Raw genomic sequence first — 16689 nt, forward strand, 5'->3', positions numbered from 1 at the left:
ATGCCTCCCTGATCCGGCGCGCGGCGACAGTTCACGCCGCTCCGGGCCGCCGGTCAAGGGCCGGCGCTGCCGCGCGGGCGACTGGCGGGGGCGCCGCTTCGGGCCTTGTGCGCTCGGGGCGCGGGCCGGGGTGGCGGCGTCCCGCCGCGCGGCGGGCGCGCCGGGGCTCAGGCGCCCGGTCCTGGGCGCCCTGCGCGGCGTTTCGGCAGGCGGCGGGCGCGTCCCTTCGGCTTGCCGCCCCGGCGGGGCGCGCGCCGCGGGGGCGGCATCGGCGGGACGGCGCCGTCAGGACGGGGCGTTCGGGCGCCTGCCGGGTCGGCGCGGGGGCTTGCGTCCCGGCGGGGCCGCTTTCGCGCCGTCGCGGAACGCAAGCGCCGGTCCGCAGGAAGAGTCCCCTCCGCGCCAGTGCGCCCCGTCGGCGTCGGCTATTCCCAGCCTTCGGCGGGTTTGGCCTTGGCGCCCGCGCGGCTTCGGCGGGCGGGCTTGGCATCGGATGCGGGAGCTTCATCGGCGGGGGCCGGTCCCTCGGGCGCGTTCGCGGCGGCGCGCTTGCGCGTGGCGCGGCGGCGGGGTTTGGGGGCCTCGGCGGGCGCATCCGCGGCGGAAGCTTCGGCGGCGTCGGTCTTGGGCTCAGTGGGTTCGGCTGCGTGCGTCCCGGTCGCGCTTGCCTCGGGCGCCTTCGCCTCTGCCGCGCTGGCGTCGGTCGCGCTTGCGTCGGCCCCGTCGGGCTCCATCGCCTGGTCCTTGCGCGCGCGCCGCCTCGCGCGGGGCTTGGGCGCGGCCTCGGCCTCGGAGCCGTCGCCGCCGCCCGGCGCGCCGGCGGTTTCGGCCGCGGCGGTTCCGGTTTCGGCCGCTTCGGCCTTGGGGGCGTCGGCCTTGCGCGTGCGCCGCCTGGCGCGCGGCTTGGGCGCGGCCTCGGCGGCTTCGTCCGCCGGCGCGGGTTTGTCCTCGGCGGCGGCCTTGTCGGGCGTGCCCAGCGCCGCGTCGGACTGCGGCGCCGCATCCGCGGCGGCCTCGGGCGTGGACGCCGGGGCGTCGGGCTCGGCGCTCTTGCGCGCGCGGCGGCGCTTTGGCGCCTTGGGCGGCTGCTGCGCCATGGCCGGGGCGTCCGGCTCGGCCATGGCGGCGGGCGTGGCGGCGGCCTCGTCCGGCTGCATCTCGCCGCCGTCGCCTTCGGCCCGGGGGGGCGTCCGGGCCTCGGAGGGCCGGCGGGCCTCTTCGCGCTCGGCGCGCGCGGCGGCGCGCCGCCCGCCGCGCCGCCGCCCGGTCGCGCGGCCGCCGGCGGGCTTTTCGCGGATTCGCACGGCGCGGCCCTCTTGCCGCTCGATCTCGAAGGCGCCGGTCTTCTCGATGACCTCGATCAGCTTCGAGCAGCCATAGCTGCGCGCGTCGAAATCGGGGGCGATGTTGCCCAGCCGCTGACCGACCACCCCCAGCGCCACCCAGCCGTCGTCGTCGGTCATGTCCTCCATGGCCTTGCGCACCAGCGCGGCGGCGTCGGGCAGGGCCTGGGCGTCGCCCTCGGCGGCGAGCGGCTCGGCGCCGGCGGCCAGGTTCTCGGTGTAGAAGAACCGCTTGCACGCCTGGCGGAAGGCGACCGGGGTCTTGCGCCCCCCGAAGCCGTAGACGTCGACCCCCTGTTCGCGGATGCGGCTGGCCAGGCGCGTGAAGTCGCTGTCGGACGAGACCAGGCAGAAGCCGTCGAAGCGCCCGGTGTGCAAGAGGTCCATGGCGTCGATCACCAGCGCGATGTCCGACGAGTTCTTGCCCGTCGTGTAGGCGAACTGCTGATGCGGGATGATGGCGTGCTGGGCCAGGATCCGCGACCAGCCCTTGAGCTGATCGGACGAGAAGTCGCCATAGATGCGCCGCACCGAGGCTTCGCCCAGCTTGGCGATCTCGAGAAACAGCGCGCCCGCCACCTTCGGCGAGGTGTTGTCCGCGTCGATCAGAACCGCAAGGCGCGGGGCGTCCGAGCTCATGTCGCGTCTCCTCCTGTCAGGGTGCGCATGGGGCTGACCACGCCCCGGCGCGCGCGTCAAGGCCCCGCGCCGGGGCGCGGCTCAGAACACCACCACCGAGCGGATGGATTCCCCGCGCCGCATCAGCTCGAAGCCCTTGTTGATGTCCTCGAGCGGCATGGTGTGGGTGATCATCGGGTCGATCTCGATCTTGCCGTTCATGTACCAGTCGACGATGCGCGGCACGTCCGTGCGCCCGCGCGCGCCGCCGAAGGCGGTGCCGCGCCACACGCGCCCCGTGACCAGCTGGAACGGGCGGGTCGAGATCTCGGCCCCCGCCGGCGCGACGCCGATGATGATGCTTTCGCCCCAGCCCTTGTGCGCGCTTTCAAGCGCCGTGCGCATGACCTGCACGTTGCCGGTGGCGTCGAAGGTGTAGTCGGCGCCGCCGCCGGTCAGCTCGACCAGATGGGCGACCAGGTCGCCCTCGACCTCGGCGGGGTTGACGAAGTCGGTCATGCCGAAGCGCTCGGCCATGGCGCGCTTGGCCGGGTTCAGGTCCACGCCCACGATCTGGTCCGCGCCCGCCAGCCGCAGGCCCTGGATGACGTTCAGCCCGATGCCCCCAAGGCCGAAGACGATGGCGCGCGCGCCGATCTCGACCTTGGCGGTGTTGATGACCGCGCCGATGCCGGTGGTCACGCCGCAGCCGATGTAGCAGACCTTGTCGAAGGGCGCGTCGGGGCGGATCCTGGCGAGGGCGATCTCGGGCAGCACGGTGTGGTTGGCGAAGGTCGAGCAGCCCATGTAGTGGCGGATTTCGCGCCCCTTGTACGAGAAGCGCGACGTGCCGTCGGGCATCAGCCCCTGGCCCTGCGTGGCGCGGATGGCCTGGCACAGGTTGGTCTTGGGGTTGAGGCAGTATTCGCACTCGCGGCACTCGGGGGTGTAGAGCGGGATCACGTGGTCGCCCGGCTTGACCGAGGTCACGCCCGGCCCGACCTCGAGCACCACCCCCGCGCCCTCGTGGCCCAGAATGGCGGGAAAGACGCCTTCGGGATCGGCGCCCGACAGGGTGAACTCGTCGGTGTGGCAAAGTCCCGTGGCCTTGATCTCGACCAGCACCTCGCCGGCGCGGGGGCCCTCCAGATCGACTTCGACGATTTCTAGCGGCTTGCCGGCCTCGAAGGCGATGGCGGCGCGGGTTTTCATGGCGGCTCTCCCTCGGTTGCGTCTGGCGCGGCGCCGGGCGCCGGCGCGGCCCGGAACATGCGCGGCCGATGGTCGACCGCCCGCGCGCGCCTGTCCAGCCGGAAAGCGCGCGCGCGGGCGCGGGGGCGACGCGCGCCGCCGGCCGGGCGCGCGGGCGGTGGGGCCGAGCGAGCGGGCGGCGCGCGGTGGGGCGCGGGCGTGGGCGCAGCGGCGGCGCAAGATGAGCACGGGCGGCCCCGGGCGCAGCGGCGGCGAGTGGGCGCAGCGGCGGCGTTGGGCGGTGTGGGGCGGCGCCGGGCGCGGCGCGGCCCGGTCCAGGCATCCGCGGCGCGCGGGTCGGCGCATGGGGCGCGCGATTGCGGGCGGGCGGCTGCGCGGGGCGGCTGCGTGGGGCGCTGGGCATGGGTGCGGGGCATGGGTGCTGGGCATGGGTGCTGGGCAAGGGGGCGGGCGCGCGCGCTGCGCGCCTCGCGCGCGGCCGCAGCCCGCATGGCGCGCAGGTGCGGGACGGCTCCCGCCCGACCCCCCGCCCGGCCCCCCGCCCGACCCCCCGTCCGATTCCCCGTCCGGCCCCCGCTTGGCCGCCGCCCGGCCGTCGCCGGGCGGGCCTTGCCGCGCGCCGCGCCCGCGCGTAGGTTCGCCCTTGAACGCAAGGTCCATGGCGGGCCCCGAGGGGCGGCGCAGAAAGGCGGGAGTGATGGCGGCGAACGAGATCCGCACGGTAGGGGTGATCGGCGCGGGGCAGATGGGCAACGGCATCGCCCATGTCTTCGCCCAGCACGGCTACGAGGTTCTGCTCAACGACGTGGACGAGGCGCGCATCGACGACGCGATCGCGCGCATCTCGAAGAACATGGACCGGCAGGTGGCCAAGGGCCTGATGACCCCCGAGGACAAGGCCGCCGCCCTGGCGCGCATCCGCAAGTGCACCGACCTGGCCGAGCTGGGCAAGTGCGACCTCATCATCGAATCCGCGACCGAGAACGAGCGCATCAAGGCCGAGATCTTCGCCAGCCTCGCGCCGCATCTGGCGCCGCACACCATCCTGACGACCAACACCTCGTCCATCTCGATCACGCGTCTGGCCGCGGCCACCGACCGGCCCGAGCGCTTCATGGGGCTGCACTTCATGAACCCCGTGCCGGTGATGAAGCTGGTCGAGCTGATCCGCGGCATCGCCACCGACGACGAAACCTACCAGACCATGCGCAAGGTGGTGGACAGCATCGGCAAGACCGCCGCCTCGGCCGAGGACTTTCCCGCCTTCATCGTCAACCGCATCCTGCTGCCCATGATCAACGAGGCCGTCTACACCCTGTATGAGGGCGTCGGCACGGTCGAGAGCATCGACAAGGCGATGAAGCTGGGCGCGAACCATCCCATGGGGCCGCTCGAGTTGGCCGACTTCATCGGCCTCGACACCTGCCTTGCGATCATGAACGTGCTGCATGACGGCCTGGCCGACACCAAGTATCGCCCCTGTCCGCTGCTGGTGAAGTATGTCGAAGCCGGCTGGCTGGGGCGCAAGACGGGCCGCGGCTTCTACGACTATCGCGGCGAGACGCCGGTGCCGACCCGCTGAGAGTTTCCAAATCGGAAACGATGAATGGATGATGGGCGCCATTGTTTCGCCTCCGGCGCAGGTTACCTTGTGACGCACAGCAACCCGCAGTTCCGGAGGATCCGCATGCGCTTCGCATTCATTCCCGTCGCCGCCGCCATGGCCGTCGGCGCCGCCGCGCCCGTCCTGGCCGAGCCCTATGTGCTGGACAAGTCGCACACCCAGGTGATCTTCAGCGTCGATCATCTGGGCTTTTCGGTGGTGCATGGCTGGTTCCGCAACATGGACGCCGAGATCGACTTCGACCCCGAGGCGCTCGAGCAGACCCGCGTGACCTTCACGATCGACGCCGCCAGCGTGGACACCAACTGGCCCGCGCGCGACGAGCACATCCGCTCGGCCGATTTCCTGGACGTCGAGAACCACCCCACCATCACCTTCGTGTCGAAATCGGTCGAACTGACCAGCGCCGAGACCGCCCGCCTCACCGGCGAGGTGACGCTGCGCGGGGTCACGCATGAGGAAACCTTCGACGTGCGGCTCAACAAGTACGGGCCCTCGCCGATCGTGCCCGGCAAGACGGTGGCCGGCTTCACCGCCACGGGCGAGCTCGACCGCACCAGATACGGCATGAACTACGCCGCGCCGGCGGTGGGCGGGACGATCCCGATCCGCATCGAGCTCGAGATGAGCCCGGCCGGGCGATGACGGCGCTGCGGGCGGCGGCCCTGGCGGCGCTTTGCGCCGTCGCCGCGGCCGCCGCGCCGCGGGCCGGGCCGCCCTCGGCGCTTTGGCGGATCGACCCCGAAGCCTCGAGCATCGCGTTCGAATATGTCGCCAACGGCCGCCCCGGGGTCGGGCGGCTGCGCCGCTTCGAGGGCTCGGGCGTCTTCGATCCCGCCCGCCCGCAGGACACGACGCTGCGCATGAGCTTCGACATGCGCTCGCTCGATCTGGGCGATCCGCTGCGCACCATGTTCGCCGCCGGGCCCGATTGGTTCGACGTGCGCGCGCACCCGCGCGCGACGTTCGAGCTCGACCGGCTCGACCCGATCGATCCGGCGGCGCAGGGGCCGATCGCGCCGGGCATGTCGCGCGACTACATGGCGCGCGGGCGGCTGACGGTGAAGGGGCGCACGCGGGCGCTCGCGGCGCCGGCGACGCTTGAGCTTGACTCGGGCGGCGCGCGCGCCCGCGGCCGCGCGACCTTCGATCCGCGGATCTTCGGGGTGGGCGAGGGGCCGTCGGCCGCCTTCGTCTCGATCGGCCCCGAGGTCGCGGTCATCTACGACGTGCGCGCCGCGCCGGCGCCAACGCAGGAGCAGCCGCAATGACGCGACTGATCACCGACGCCGAGGGTTGGGGATTGCCGACCCGCCTTCTGCACTGGAGCATGGCGGGCGTGATCCTGTTCATGCTCGGGCTTGGCTTTTACATGTCCAACGCCCCGATCGACATCTACGCGCAGTTCGCCTGGGTTCAGCTGCACAAGAGCTGGGGCTTCGTCGCCTTCGCGCTGGCGGTTCTGCGCATCGCCTGGCGGCTGTTCGAGGGGCGCTCGCCCGCGCCGCCGCCGGGCATGTCGCGGGCCGAGCGCGCCCTGGCCCGCGCCGGGCATCTGTCGCTCTACGCGCTGATGATCGCCATGCCGGTCACCGGGTGGCTCATGGCCTCGGCCTCTCCGTTGCAGGACGCCTACGGCATCCGCAACATGGTCTTCGGCCTGTTCGAGCTGCCCGACCCCTTCCGCCCCGGCGATCAGGCGATGGCCGACGCGCTGCGCAGGGCGCATTTCCTGTGCGCGCTGGCGCTGAGCGCGGTCGTCGCCGGGCACGCGGCCGCGGCGTTGCGGCATCATTTCGTGCTGCGAGACAACGTGCTGCGCCGGATGCTGATCGGGCGCTGAGCGCGGCCGCCGGGCCGAGGCGCCGCGACGAAAAACGCCCCGCCGCGCCGGTGGCCGGCGAACGGCGGGGCGCCCCCCTTGTCAATCGCGTTGAGCCAAAACGAAGGTGGCTCGTCCCCCAATCGGTCCGCGCCTTTCGCCGAAGCCGTGACCCTCCGGCAGACGCCGCAACCGATGACTGAAGGGTAGGCGATTCGTTCCAAATCTGCATACCCAAGCTGTGGTATGGAAGTTGTCATTCGGTTCATCATTGCGGCGCGCGCGCATGGGCGCGCAGGTGGCGCAGCGTTTCGTGCGCCACGGGCATGGGGTGGGTCAGCGCCGCCAGCTGTCCGGCGCCCTCGATCGGGCGGACGCAGGCGTTCGGGGCCAGCGCGGCGGCGCGGCGCGCCAGCGCCAGGTCATAGGCCTGGGGCTGGTCGCCATGGATCAGCGCCACGGGAAGGGCGGTGCGCCGCCAAAGGGCGCTCCAGTCCTCGGCCGCCAGCTTGAAGTCCTGGGCGAAGCCGCGCAGATCCTGCGCCAGGACCATGTTGAAAGACACCTTCATCAGCGCCAGCGTCGCGCCCGATTCCACCGCCGCCCGGTCGGCGGGCGCCGACGAATAGGCATGCCGGTAGAAGTCGCGCGCGCCGATCTGGCGCAGCATCTGCGCTCCGGCGCGGCACAGCAGCTGCAGCAGGCGGGGCGTTCCGCGCGCCATGATCTGGACCAGCGCCTGCCAGGGCGGCGTGTCCGCGTCGGCGGCGTTCGGCCGGTCGGGCAGAAAGCCCGAGATGAGCGCCAGCGATTCGAGCCGCTCGGGCGCGGCCTGCGCCAGCGCCGCGCCCAGCGGCGCCGCCGCGCCATGGGCGATGACGGCGAAGCGCCCCAGCCCCGCATGGTCGGCATAGCGCAAGAGCGCCTGCGCCTCGTCGGCAAGGCCCGCATCGTCCGGCAGCGGGCTGGACGCGCCGAACCCCGGGCGCGCGGGGATCCACAGGCTGCGCCCGGCGGCGGTCAGCGTCTCGAAGAACGCGTCGGGCAGGGCGAAGCCGAACAGCGAGCCGTGCAGCATCAGCGTCGGTGCCCCGTTCGGCGGCCCGATGCGGCGGTGCTCGACCTGGCGGCCGTCGGGCAGCGTCGCCAGCTCGTGCCGGGCCGGAGGGCGATAGCTGCGCCGCATGCGCGCGGCGACGGTGGCCAGCTCGGCGCGGCGGGTCTCGTCCAGGGCGCACAGGCTGGCGGCCAGGCGCACCAGGTCGAGCTGGCTGCGCGCGCCGGTCTTCTCGCGGATCGAGCGGATCTGCGTGCGCACCGTGGCCACCGAAGTGCGCCGGGCGCGCGCGATGTCGGCCGCGTCGCGGCCGCCGAGCAGGTTCTGCATGACCTCGGTCTCGGCCTCGGTCAGGCGGAACCGGGCCGTCAGCACGGCGCGCGCCTCGGGCGACAGGGTCATCTCGAAGCTTCTGAGCAGCAGCGCGGGCGCCTGCCCGGCGCGCGCCGGCATCATGGCCAGATCCGCGGGGGCGGGTTCGCCCTCGGGAGTCATCAGGCGCACGGTCAGGCGCCGGCTTGGGTCGGCGGCGGGCGGGGCGCGCATGAAGGCGCGCGCCGCCTCCCAGTCGCCGGGCGCGAAATGCGCCTCGCCCAGCTGGTCGCCTTCGGACAGGCCCAGGCGCCGCTCGGCGGCCTCGTTGGCGGCGATCACCAGCCCCGAGGGGCTGACGGCGACCGCGGGGCGGAGCTGTTCGCTGACCGCGCGGCCGAGCACGTCGCCCTGAAGCTGCCGCTCGGCGTTGACCTCGAGCACCGGCAGGGCGCGTTCCAGATGCCGTTCCAGACGCGCGTTGAGCCGCGCCGCGCGCTCGGGGCCGAGCGCCAGCACATGGCCGCCCCAGACCTCGAGCAGCCGGGCGAATTCGTGCGGATTGAGAAATGCCTGATAGGCGTGCTCGAGCACCTCGAGCGCCGCGGCCAGGATCGCGGAGTCCTCGTCGGCTGGCCGCGACGACGCGTCCCGCCGCCCGGCCGATGAACCGGGCGGCCCGTCGCCGCCTTGCTCCGTGCGCATATTGCCCCCCCGGCGGCGCCGCGGGCCCTTCCCATCGGGCCCGACGGCGCACGCGCCGCTGTCGCGGCCGCCGCACGCCGCCGCGCCGACACGCAACTCATCCTCGCCTCAAAGGTTAGCCCGCGCGCGCCGAAAGGGCAATCGGCCTCCTGCGCGCCGCCGCGCCCCGCCCGCCGTCGTCCTGCTCGGGTCGCGGGTTGGGCGCGGGGTTCGGGCGCGAGGGCGCGCGCCGCCCCGGGGCCCGCGCCCCCGGTTGGGGCGCGCGCGCAGATGGCGCGCCGCCGGTCCGGCCGGGCTCGGTCAGGCGGACTGGGGCAGGCGGACTGGGGCAGGCGGGCTGGGGCAGGCGGCTCAGCCCGCGCCCGGGCGCGTCATCTGCGCCAGCTCGCGCAGCAGCGCGACGACCTCGGGCGCATCCCATCGCGCCTCTCCCTGAAGGCGGGCGATTTCGCGCCCCTCGCGGTCCAGGATCACCGTCACGGGAATGCCCAGAATGCCCATCTCGGGGGGCAGCGCGCCCGTTTCGTCCGCATAGGGCGCCAGCGAGTCGATCCCGTTCTGCGCGAAGAACTCGGCGGCCTTCTTGCGCCCGCGCCGCTCGACATTGACGGCGACGACCTCGACCTCGTCGCTCGCGGCCAGGGCGCGCAGGCGGTCGAGCGAGGGCATCTCCTTGCGGCAGGGCGGGCACCAGGTGGCCCAGAAATTCACCAGCGTGATCTTTCCGGCGAAGTCCGCGAAGGAGGCGCGCGCGCCGTCGGGCGCGGCGAACTCGGCCGTCACGGGCGGGCGCGGGCTGGCATGAAAGGCCAGGCGCGACAGCTCGCCCCCCAGGGCCCTGGCCGCGTCTGCCATGCGGGTCTGATCGGGGCCTTGCGCCGTCGCGGGGCTGGCGAAGAGGGCCGCCGCGCCGTATAGCAGGGCCCAGGCGAATGCTTTTGCGCGCATCTGCGTGCTCCTGATTCATCGCGCGCCCCGACGGGGCGCAATTCGAGACGAGGACCAAGTCCCCATGACCGACGACGCCGCCCGGCCCGAGACTGCCGATCGCGCCTCGAACCAGATGTGGGGAGGGCGGTTCGCCGCCGGCCCCGACGCCGTGATGGAGGCGATCAACGCCTCGATCGGCTTCGACAAGCGCCTTGCGCGGCAAGACATAGAGGGCTCGCGCGCCCACGCAAGGATGCTCGCCGATCAGGGGATTATCACGCTCGAGGATTTCCGCGCCATCGACGAGGGGCTTCTCACGATCTTGTCAGAGATCGAGAGCGGGCGCTTCGTCTTCTCGACCGCGCTCGAGGACATCCACATGAACGTCGAGGCGCGCCTGCGCGAGCTGATCGGCGCGCCGGCCGGGCGGCTGCACACCGCGCGCTCGCGCAACGACCAGGTGGCCACGGATTTCAAGCTGTGGGTGCGCGAGCAGATCGACGCCGCCATCGGCGGGCTCGAGGCGCTGATGCGCGCGCTGCTCGACCAGGCCGAGGCGGGCGCCGACATGGTCATGCCCGGCTTCACCCATCTGCAGACCGCCCAGCCCGTGACCTGGGGGCATCACATGATGGCCTATGTCGAGATGTTCGCCCGCGACCGCGGCCGCTTTCGCGACGCGCGCGCGCGCATGAACGAATGCCCGCTGGGGGCGGCGGCGCTGGCGGGCACCTCGTTTCCCATCGACCGTCACGCGACGGCGCGCGCGCTGGGCTTCGACCGGCCGGCGGCCAACTCGCTCGACGCCGTGTCGGACCGCGACTTCGCGCTCGAGTTCCTGGCCGCCGCGGCGATCTGCGCCACGCATCTGAGCCGCTTCGCCGAAGAGCTGGTCATCTGGTCCTCGGCGCAGTTCCGCTTCGTGACGCTGTCGGACCGCTTCTCGACCGGCTCGTCGATCATGCCGCAGAAGAAGAACCCCGACGCCGCCGAGCTGGTGCGCGCCAAGGTCGGGCGCATCAACGGCGCGCTGGTGGGCCTGCTGACGGTGATGAAGGGGCTGCCGCTGGCCTATTCCAAGGACATGCAGGAGGACAAGGAGCAGGTCTTCGACGCCGCCGACAGCCTGATGCTGGCGCTGGCGGCGATGACCGGGATGCTCGGCGACATGAAGCCCAACCCCGAGGCGCTGCGCGCGGCGGCGGCGTCGGGCTTCTCGACCGCCACCGACCTGGCCGACTGGCTGGTGCGCGAGCTGGGCCTGCCCTTCCGCGAGGCGCATCACGTCACCGGCGCCCTGGTCAGGCTGGCCGAGGAAGAGGGCGTGGACCTGCCCGAGCTGTCGCTGGCCGACATGCACCGCATCCACACCGGCATTCACGAGGGCGTCTACGACGTGCTCAGCGTCGAGAAGTCGGTCGCCAGCCGCACCAGCTACGGCGGCGCCGCGCCCGAGCGCGTGCGCGAGCAGATCGCGCGCTGGCGCGCCGAGCTGGACGGGCGGGGCGCGGGCGCATGAGGGCGCCCGCCTGCATGGGGCGCGCGGCGCGCGGCGCGGCGCTGGCGATCGGGCTGGCGGCGCTGGCGGCGGGGACGGGCTGCGGACGCAAGGGCGACCCTGCCGCGCCCGCCGCGCCCGCCGCGCCCGGCGCGGCGTCAGGGGCGGCGTCAGGGACGGCGTCGGGGGCGCAGGCCGCGCCCGGTGCGCCCGATGCGCCCGCCGCCGCGCCGCAGGGGCGCGCGCCGCTGGCCTCGGCCGGCGCCGTGTCGGCGGGCGATCTGCGCGCGCCGGCGCCGCTGACGCCGCGCGCCGCGGGCGCGGGCGACGGGATCGACCGCGCGCGTCTGCGCCAGGTTTTCGAAAGCGCCATATGAGCGCGCACGCGGCCCGTTCCCGCGCCCGCGCGGCCGTCGGCGCATGAGCGCGGCGACGCTCATGCGCTGGGTCTATCTGGCGCTGGCCGCGGCGGGCGGCTGGCCCGCGGCCCGCGCGCTGGCCGCGCGGGTCTGGGCCGATCCGGCCGCCGCGCTGCGCGCCGCAGGGCAGGTCGGCCTCGCAGACCTGGCGGCGGCGGTGGCGGGGGGCGGCGTCGCGCTGATCGCGCTTGCGCTGTTCGCCGCCGCCGAGGCCGCCGCCCGCCGCAGCGCCGCGCCGCTTCTGGCCATTCCGGCGGCGCTGCTTCTGGGGCTGGGCTGCGGGCTGCCGCTGTTGTTGCATCTGCGCCTGCGCGGCCGCTGAGGGCGGCGCGCGGCACGAGGGGGGACGCATGGACCATTTCAACTACCGCGAGGGCGTCCTGCACGCCGAGGACGTCTCGATCCCGACCATCGCCGAGCAGGTCGGCACGCCCTTCTACGTCTATTCCACGGCCACGCTGACCCGGCATTTCAATGTCTTCGACCAGGCCTTGGCCGACCTGCCGCACCTGATCTGCTACGCGGTCAAGGCCAACGGCAACCTGGCGGTGCTGCGCACGCTGGCGCGGCTGGGCGCGGGCATGGACGTGGTCTCGGAAGGCGAGTTCCGCCGCGCCCTGGCCGCCGGCGTTCCCGGCGACAAGGTGGTGTTCTCGGGCGTCGGCAAGACCGCGGCCGAGATGCGCTTCGCCCTGGCCAACGGGGTGCGCCAGTTCAACGTCGAAAGCGCCGAGGAGCTCGAGGCGCTGGACGCCGTCGCGCGCGAGATGGGCGTGCGCGCGCCGATCGCGCTGCGCGTCAACCCGGACGTGGACGCGCGCACCCATGCCAAGATCGCCACCGGCAAGGCCGAGAACAAGTTCGGCGTGCCCATCTCGGCCGCGCGCCAGGTCTATGCCCGCGCCGCCGCCATGGAGGGGATCGAGGTGGTGGGCGTGGACGTGCATATCGGCTCGCAGCTGACCGACCTCGCCCCCTTCGAGGCCGCCTTCCGCAAGGTGGCCGAGCTGACCGAGGCCCTGCGCGCCGACGGCCACGACATCCGCCGCCTGGACCTGGGCGGGGGGCTGGGCATTCCCTACCGCCAGGCCAACGAGGCCCCGCCGCTGCCCTTCGACTACGGCGCGCTGGTGCGCCGCACGGTCGGCCATCTGGGCTGCGAGATCGAGGTCGAGCCCGGCCGCCTGATCGCCGGCAACGCCGGGCTGCTGGTCGCCTCGGTCATCTACCGCAAGCAGGGCGAGGGGCGCGAGTTCCTGATCCTCGACGCGGCCATGAACGACCTGATCCGCCCGGCGATGTATGACGCCTGGCACGACATCGCCCCGGTTATCGAGCCGGCGCCGGGCGCCGAGCGCCGCCCCGTGGACGTGGTCGGCCCGGTCTGCGAGACCGGCGACACCTTCGCCCGCGACCGCGCGCTGCCCTTCATCGGCCCGGGCGAGCTGGTGGCCTTCCGCTCGGCCGGCGCCTATGGCGCGGCGATGGCGTCGGAATACAACTCGCGCCCGCTCGTGCCCGAGGTGCTGGTGGATGGCGATCAATTCGCCGTGGTGCGCCGGCGCCCGACGTTTGAAGAAATGCTGGCGCGCGATACTATTCCCTCCTGGTTGGCCTGACGCCCCCGCGTCGGGCCGGAAAGGAGCGCCCATGTCCGCCCCCGACCCGCGCGACGCGCAAGGCGGCCCCGACGGCCCGCAGGACGACGCCGCGCTGCGCGCCGCCCGCGCCGCGGCCCGGCGGCTGCGCCGCAGGGCGCGGCGGGCGCTGACGCTCGAGCGCGCGGCCCAGGCCTTCTGGCCGGTGTGGAGCGTGGCGGCCGCCTTTCTGGGCCTGGCGCTGAGCGGCGCGCTCGAGGCGGTTCCCATCTGGGCGCACGCCGCGGCGCTGGCGCTGTTCGCGGCGGGCTTCGTCGCGGCGCTGATCCTGTCGATCCGCCGCTTTCGCCCGCCCGACGAGGACGAGGTGCGCGCCGCGCTCGAGGCCGGCGCGCCGGGGCGCCCGCTGACCGCGCTCGAGGACGCGCAAGCGCTGGGCGCCGAGGATCCGGGCGCGCGCGCCCTGTGGGCCGAGCATCGCCGCCGCATGGCCGCCCGCGTCGCCGATCTGCGCCCGCCGCGCCCGGCGCCGCGCCTGGCTGCGCGCGACCCCTGGGCGTTGCGGCTGTCGGCGCTGATCCTGCTGGTTTTCGGCGCCTTCGCCGCGGCTCTGTCGGGCGGCGCGCGCATCGAGCAGGCGCTGGCCCCGCATCTTGCGCCGCAGGGCGACGGGCGCCCGGCGCCGGCGATCGAGGCCTGGGCCCTTCCGCCCGCCTATCTGGGCGGCGCGCCGATCTACCTGACCGACCTGACGGGGACCGAGGCGGCCTTGCCCGCGGGCTCGGCGCTGACGGTGCGGGTGTTCGACGCGCCCCGCACGCCTCAGGCGCGGCAGAGCGTCTCGCCGCTCGAGGCCGGCTTCGCCGCCGTCGCCGAGGGCGTGCACGAGATGCGGCTCGAAGTGGCGCGCTCGGGCCTGGTCGAGGTGCGGCTGGGCGGGCGGACGCTGGGCGCCTGGCGCTTCGTGGCCCAGCCCGACGCGCCGCCCCAGGTCGCCTTCGCCGCGCCGCCCGGGGTCGAGGACGGCCGCGCGCTGAAGCTGCCCTTTCGCGCAAGCGACGATCACGGCCTGGCCAAGGGCTGGGCGCGCATCGTCCTCGACCCCGCGCGCGCGCCCGCCGGCGCGCCGGCGCCGGGCGGGCTGATCGCGCCGATCGAGATCGAGCTGCCGCTGCCGTTGTCGGGCGATCTGCGCCAGGCGGCCGGCGCCGCGGTCGAGGATCTGACCGCCCATCCCTGGGCGGGGCTGCCCGCGCTGGCGACGCTGCATGTCGAGGACGGCGCCGGCCAGCAGGGCGCTTCGGCGCCCGCGGCCTTCACGCTGCCCGCGCGCCGCTTCTCCGATCCCATGGCCCGCGCCCTGATCGAAGAACGCCGCGCCCTGGCCTGGTCGCCCGCGGCGGCGCGCGACGTGGCGCGGCGGCTCAAGGCCGTCACGCTCTATCCCGAGGACTGGTTCGGCGGCGCGCTGCGCCCCTATCTGGCGGTGCGCACGGCCATCCGGCGGCTGGACCATGCGCTGGCGCTGGGGCGGGTCGAGGCGGCGGCGCCCTCGGTGCTCGAGCTGCTCTGGCGCGCGGCGCTGCTGATCGAGGACGGCGACATGGCCGACGCGGCCGAGCGCCTGCGCCGCGCGCGCGATCGGCTGTCCGAGGCGCTCGAGAACGGCGCGCCGCCCGACGAGATCGCCGCCCTGACCGAAGAGCTCCGCGCCGCGATGGAGGACTACCTGGCCGAAATGGCGCGTCAGGCGCTGCAGAACCTCGACCAGCTCGAAGAGGGCGGCGAGGGGCGCGAGATGGCGGCGCAGGATCTGCGCGACATGCTCGACCAGCTCGAAGAGATGGCGCGCGCCGGCCAGACCGACGCCGCGCGGCGGATGCTCGAGCAGCTGAGCCGCATGCTCGAGAACCTGCGCATGACCGCCCGCGAGGGCGCGCAGGGCCAGGGCGAGCCGGGCGCCGGCGCCATGGAGCGGCTGGGCGATCTTCTGGGCCGCCAGCAGGAGCTGGCCGACGAGACCTTTGGCCAGACCCGCAGCGGCGGCCAGGGCGGGCAAGGCGGCGCAGGGCAGGCGCCGGGCGGGGCCCGACAGGGCGACGCCGAGGGCGGCGCGGGGCGCGACGGCGCGGCCGGGCAGGGCCTGGGCCAGGGCGCCGAGCCGGGCCGGCGGGGGCAGGGCGGCGCGCAGGGGCTCGGGCCGCGCGGCGAGAGCGGGCGGGGCGACGGGGCCACGCTGGGCGACGGGAGCCGGCAGGGGGGCGGCGCGGCGGCGCTGGCCCGGCGGCAAGAGGCCCTGCGCCGCGCGCTCGAGGGGCTGCGGGGCGGTTTGCCGGGCGGCCTGTCGCCCGAGGCGGAAGAGGCCCTGCGCGAGGCCGAGCGCGCCATGGGCCGCGCGCGCGACTCGCTGGCCCAGGGCGCGCCCGATGCGGCGCTGGACGATCAGGCGCGCGCGCTAGAGGCGCTGCGCGAAGGCTCGCGCCGCCTGGGCGAGGCGCTGCGCCGCGCCGCGCGCGAGGGGCAGGGGCAGGCCGGCGCCGCATCGGGCGAGGGGCCGCAGGTCGACCCGCTGGGCCGCAGCGCCGCGCCCGACGGCGCGCTGGACGGGGGCGACACGCATGTGCCCGACGCGGCCGAGCTCAAGCGCGCGCGCGAACTGCTCGAAGAGATCCGCCGCCGGGCCGGAGACCGGCTGCGCCCCGAGGACGAGCTGGAATATCTGCGCCGCCTGCTCGATCGCTTCTGACGCGGCGGGGCGGGGCCCCGACCCAAAGCGCGCGCAGAGCGCTCGCCGATGCCCCGCGCTCGCCCATGCCCCGCCCCAGGGCGGCCGGCCGGCTCCGGCGCGGCGGAGCCCGATGGCCGCGCGACGACGCGCGGGGCGGCGCGTGGCGCGAGTTCGTCGGTTCTTCGCGCCCCCCTGTCGGCCGACCGGTTTCCATGCGGCGGGGCGGCTTCGGCCGAAGATGCGGGGGCGCCCGGGAGGCGCGCCCATCCGTCTCATGACCGGCCCCCGGTTGGCCGGCCGGTTTCCATGTGGCGGAGCCGGGGCTTCGGCCAATGACGCGAGGTGGCGCGCGGATGCGGGCTCATCCTTCTCATGACCGGTCCCCTGTCGGCCGACCGGTTCGCACATGGCGGAGCCGGGGCTTCTGCCAATGGCGCGCAGGGGCGGCGCGGGATGCGGGCTCATCCGTTCGGTGACCCGCCCCCCATCCGCCGACTGGTTTCCATGTGGCGGGGGCGGCCCGCGATGCGGGCTCATGCAGTCGATGACCCGTCGCCTGTCCGCCGGCCGCGGCTGCCGACGCGAAGCCGCGTGGCGGGCCGAAGGGGCGCGGGTTTCGGGCGCGGCCATTCTCTGACCCGTCGCCGGTCCGTCGGCCGGCGGCCATGTGGCGGGCGAGGTGGCTGGTTGCCGTCGCGCAGGGCGTCGCGGGTTGTGGGCGCGTGCGTTCCCCAACCCTGCCCTCCGTCGGCCGGTCGGGGCCTTCGCACGGGGGCGCCCGGCGCGGCGGATATGGGGCGCGGCGGGGGCCCGGGGCGCAGAC

Annotated in this window: 13 protein-coding genes; 9 read left to right on the forward strand and 4 right to left on the reverse strand. The window is 74.8% G+C overall.

Annotated elements, in window-relative coordinates; all coding sequences use genetic code 11:
• Window positions 1–425: 425 nt before the first annotated feature.
• Window positions 426–1982 carry an NYN domain-containing protein gene (locus LY05_RS15605; protein WP_148922299.1) on the reverse strand — a complete coding sequence of 519 codons (1557 nt, stop codon included), beginning with the start codon at window positions 1980–1982 and terminating at the stop codon, window positions 426–428.
• 81 nt (window positions 1983–2063) lie between these two features.
• The gene (locus LY05_RS04940; protein WP_148922300.1) at window positions 2064–3173 is read right to left on the reverse strand and encodes an S-(hydroxymethyl)glutathione dehydrogenase/class III alcohol dehydrogenase; all 1110 of its coding nucleotides are present in this window, start codon (window positions 3171–3173) and stop codon (window positions 2064–2066) included.
• A gap of 697 nt (window positions 3174–3870) precedes the next feature.
• On the opposite strand from LY05_RS04940, the gene LY05_RS04945 reads away from it, so the two are divergent.
• The 4 genes from LY05_RS04945 (at window position 3871) to LY05_RS04960 (ending at window position 6640) form a co-directional block, all read left to right on the forward strand.
• Window positions 3871–4755, forward strand: coding sequence for a 3-hydroxybutyryl-CoA dehydrogenase (locus LY05_RS04945; protein ID WP_148922301.1), 885 nt, complete (start codon window positions 3871–3873; stop codon window positions 4753–4755).
• Between the two features lie 105 nt (window positions 4756–4860).
• Entirely contained in the window at window positions 4861–5442 is a 582-nt protein-coding gene (locus LY05_RS04950; RefSeq protein WP_170258829.1) for a YceI family protein, read from the forward strand.
• Window positions 5439–6068, forward strand: a complete 630-nt coding sequence (locus tag LY05_RS04955) for a YceI family protein (protein WP_148922303.1) — start codon at window positions 5439–5441, stop codon at window positions 6066–6068. The genes LY05_RS04950 and LY05_RS04955 overlap by 4 nt, the downstream gene beginning before the upstream one ends.
• Window positions 6065–6640: a cytochrome b gene (locus LY05_RS04960; protein WP_148922304.1), complete on the forward strand. Its 576-nt coding sequence runs from the start codon at window positions 6065–6067 to the stop codon at window positions 6638–6640. Before LY05_RS04955 ends, LY05_RS04960 begins: the two co-directional genes overlap by 4 nt.
• Window positions 6641–6887: 247 nt before the next feature.
• Here the strand turns inward: LY05_RS04960 and LY05_RS04965 are convergent, their stop codons facing one another.
• Window positions 6888–8693, reverse strand: coding sequence for a bifunctional helix-turn-helix transcriptional regulator/alpha/beta hydrolase (locus tag LY05_RS04965; RefSeq protein ID WP_148922305.1), 1806 nt, complete (start codon window positions 8691–8693; stop codon window positions 6888–6890).
• Between the two features lie 351 nt (window positions 8694–9044).
• A complete protein-coding gene (locus LY05_RS04970) occupies window positions 9045–9641 on the reverse strand; it encodes a TlpA family protein disulfide reductase (RefSeq protein WP_148922306.1) in 597 nt (198 codons plus the stop codon).
• Between the two features lie 64 nt (window positions 9642–9705).
• Between LY05_RS04970 and argH the strand changes: the two genes are divergently transcribed.
• From argH to LY05_RS04995, 5 genes are read left to right on the forward strand one after another with little or no spacing between them, the layout of a single operon-like run.
• Complete coding sequence (argH, locus tag LY05_RS04975) at window positions 9706–11142, forward strand: argininosuccinate lyase (RefSeq protein ID WP_249041856.1); 1437 nt, start codon at window positions 9706–9708, stop codon at window positions 11140–11142.
• Window positions 11139–11498 carry a hypothetical protein gene (locus tag LY05_RS04980; RefSeq protein ID WP_148922307.1) on the forward strand — a complete coding sequence of 120 codons (360 nt, stop codon included), beginning with the start codon at window positions 11139–11141 and terminating at the stop codon, window positions 11496–11498. The genes argH and LY05_RS04980 overlap by 4 nt, the downstream gene beginning before the upstream one ends.
• 43 nt (window positions 11499–11541) lie before the next feature.
• Window positions 11542–11862, forward strand: a complete 321-nt coding sequence (locus LY05_RS04985; protein ID WP_125458994.1) for a DUF2834 domain-containing protein — start codon at window positions 11542–11544, stop codon at window positions 11860–11862.
• A gap of 28 nt (window positions 11863–11890) precedes the next feature.
• The gene (gene lysA / locus LY05_RS04990; protein WP_072746648.1) at window positions 11891–13159 is read left to right on the forward strand and encodes a diaminopimelate decarboxylase; all 1269 of its coding nucleotides are present in this window, start codon (window positions 11891–11893) and stop codon (window positions 13157–13159) included.
• Between the two features lie 31 nt (window positions 13160–13190).
• Complete coding sequence (locus LY05_RS04995; RefSeq protein ID WP_170258831.1) at window positions 13191–15884, forward strand: TIGR02302 family protein; 2694 nt, start codon at window positions 13191–13193, stop codon at window positions 15882–15884.
• Window positions 15885–16689: the final 805 nt, after the last annotated feature.

This window comes from Oceanicella actignis, from assembly GCF_008124525.1.
In the GTDB taxonomy this organism is placed as follows: Bacteria; Pseudomonadota; Alphaproteobacteria; order Rhodobacterales; family Rhodobacteraceae; genus Oceanicella; species Oceanicella actignis.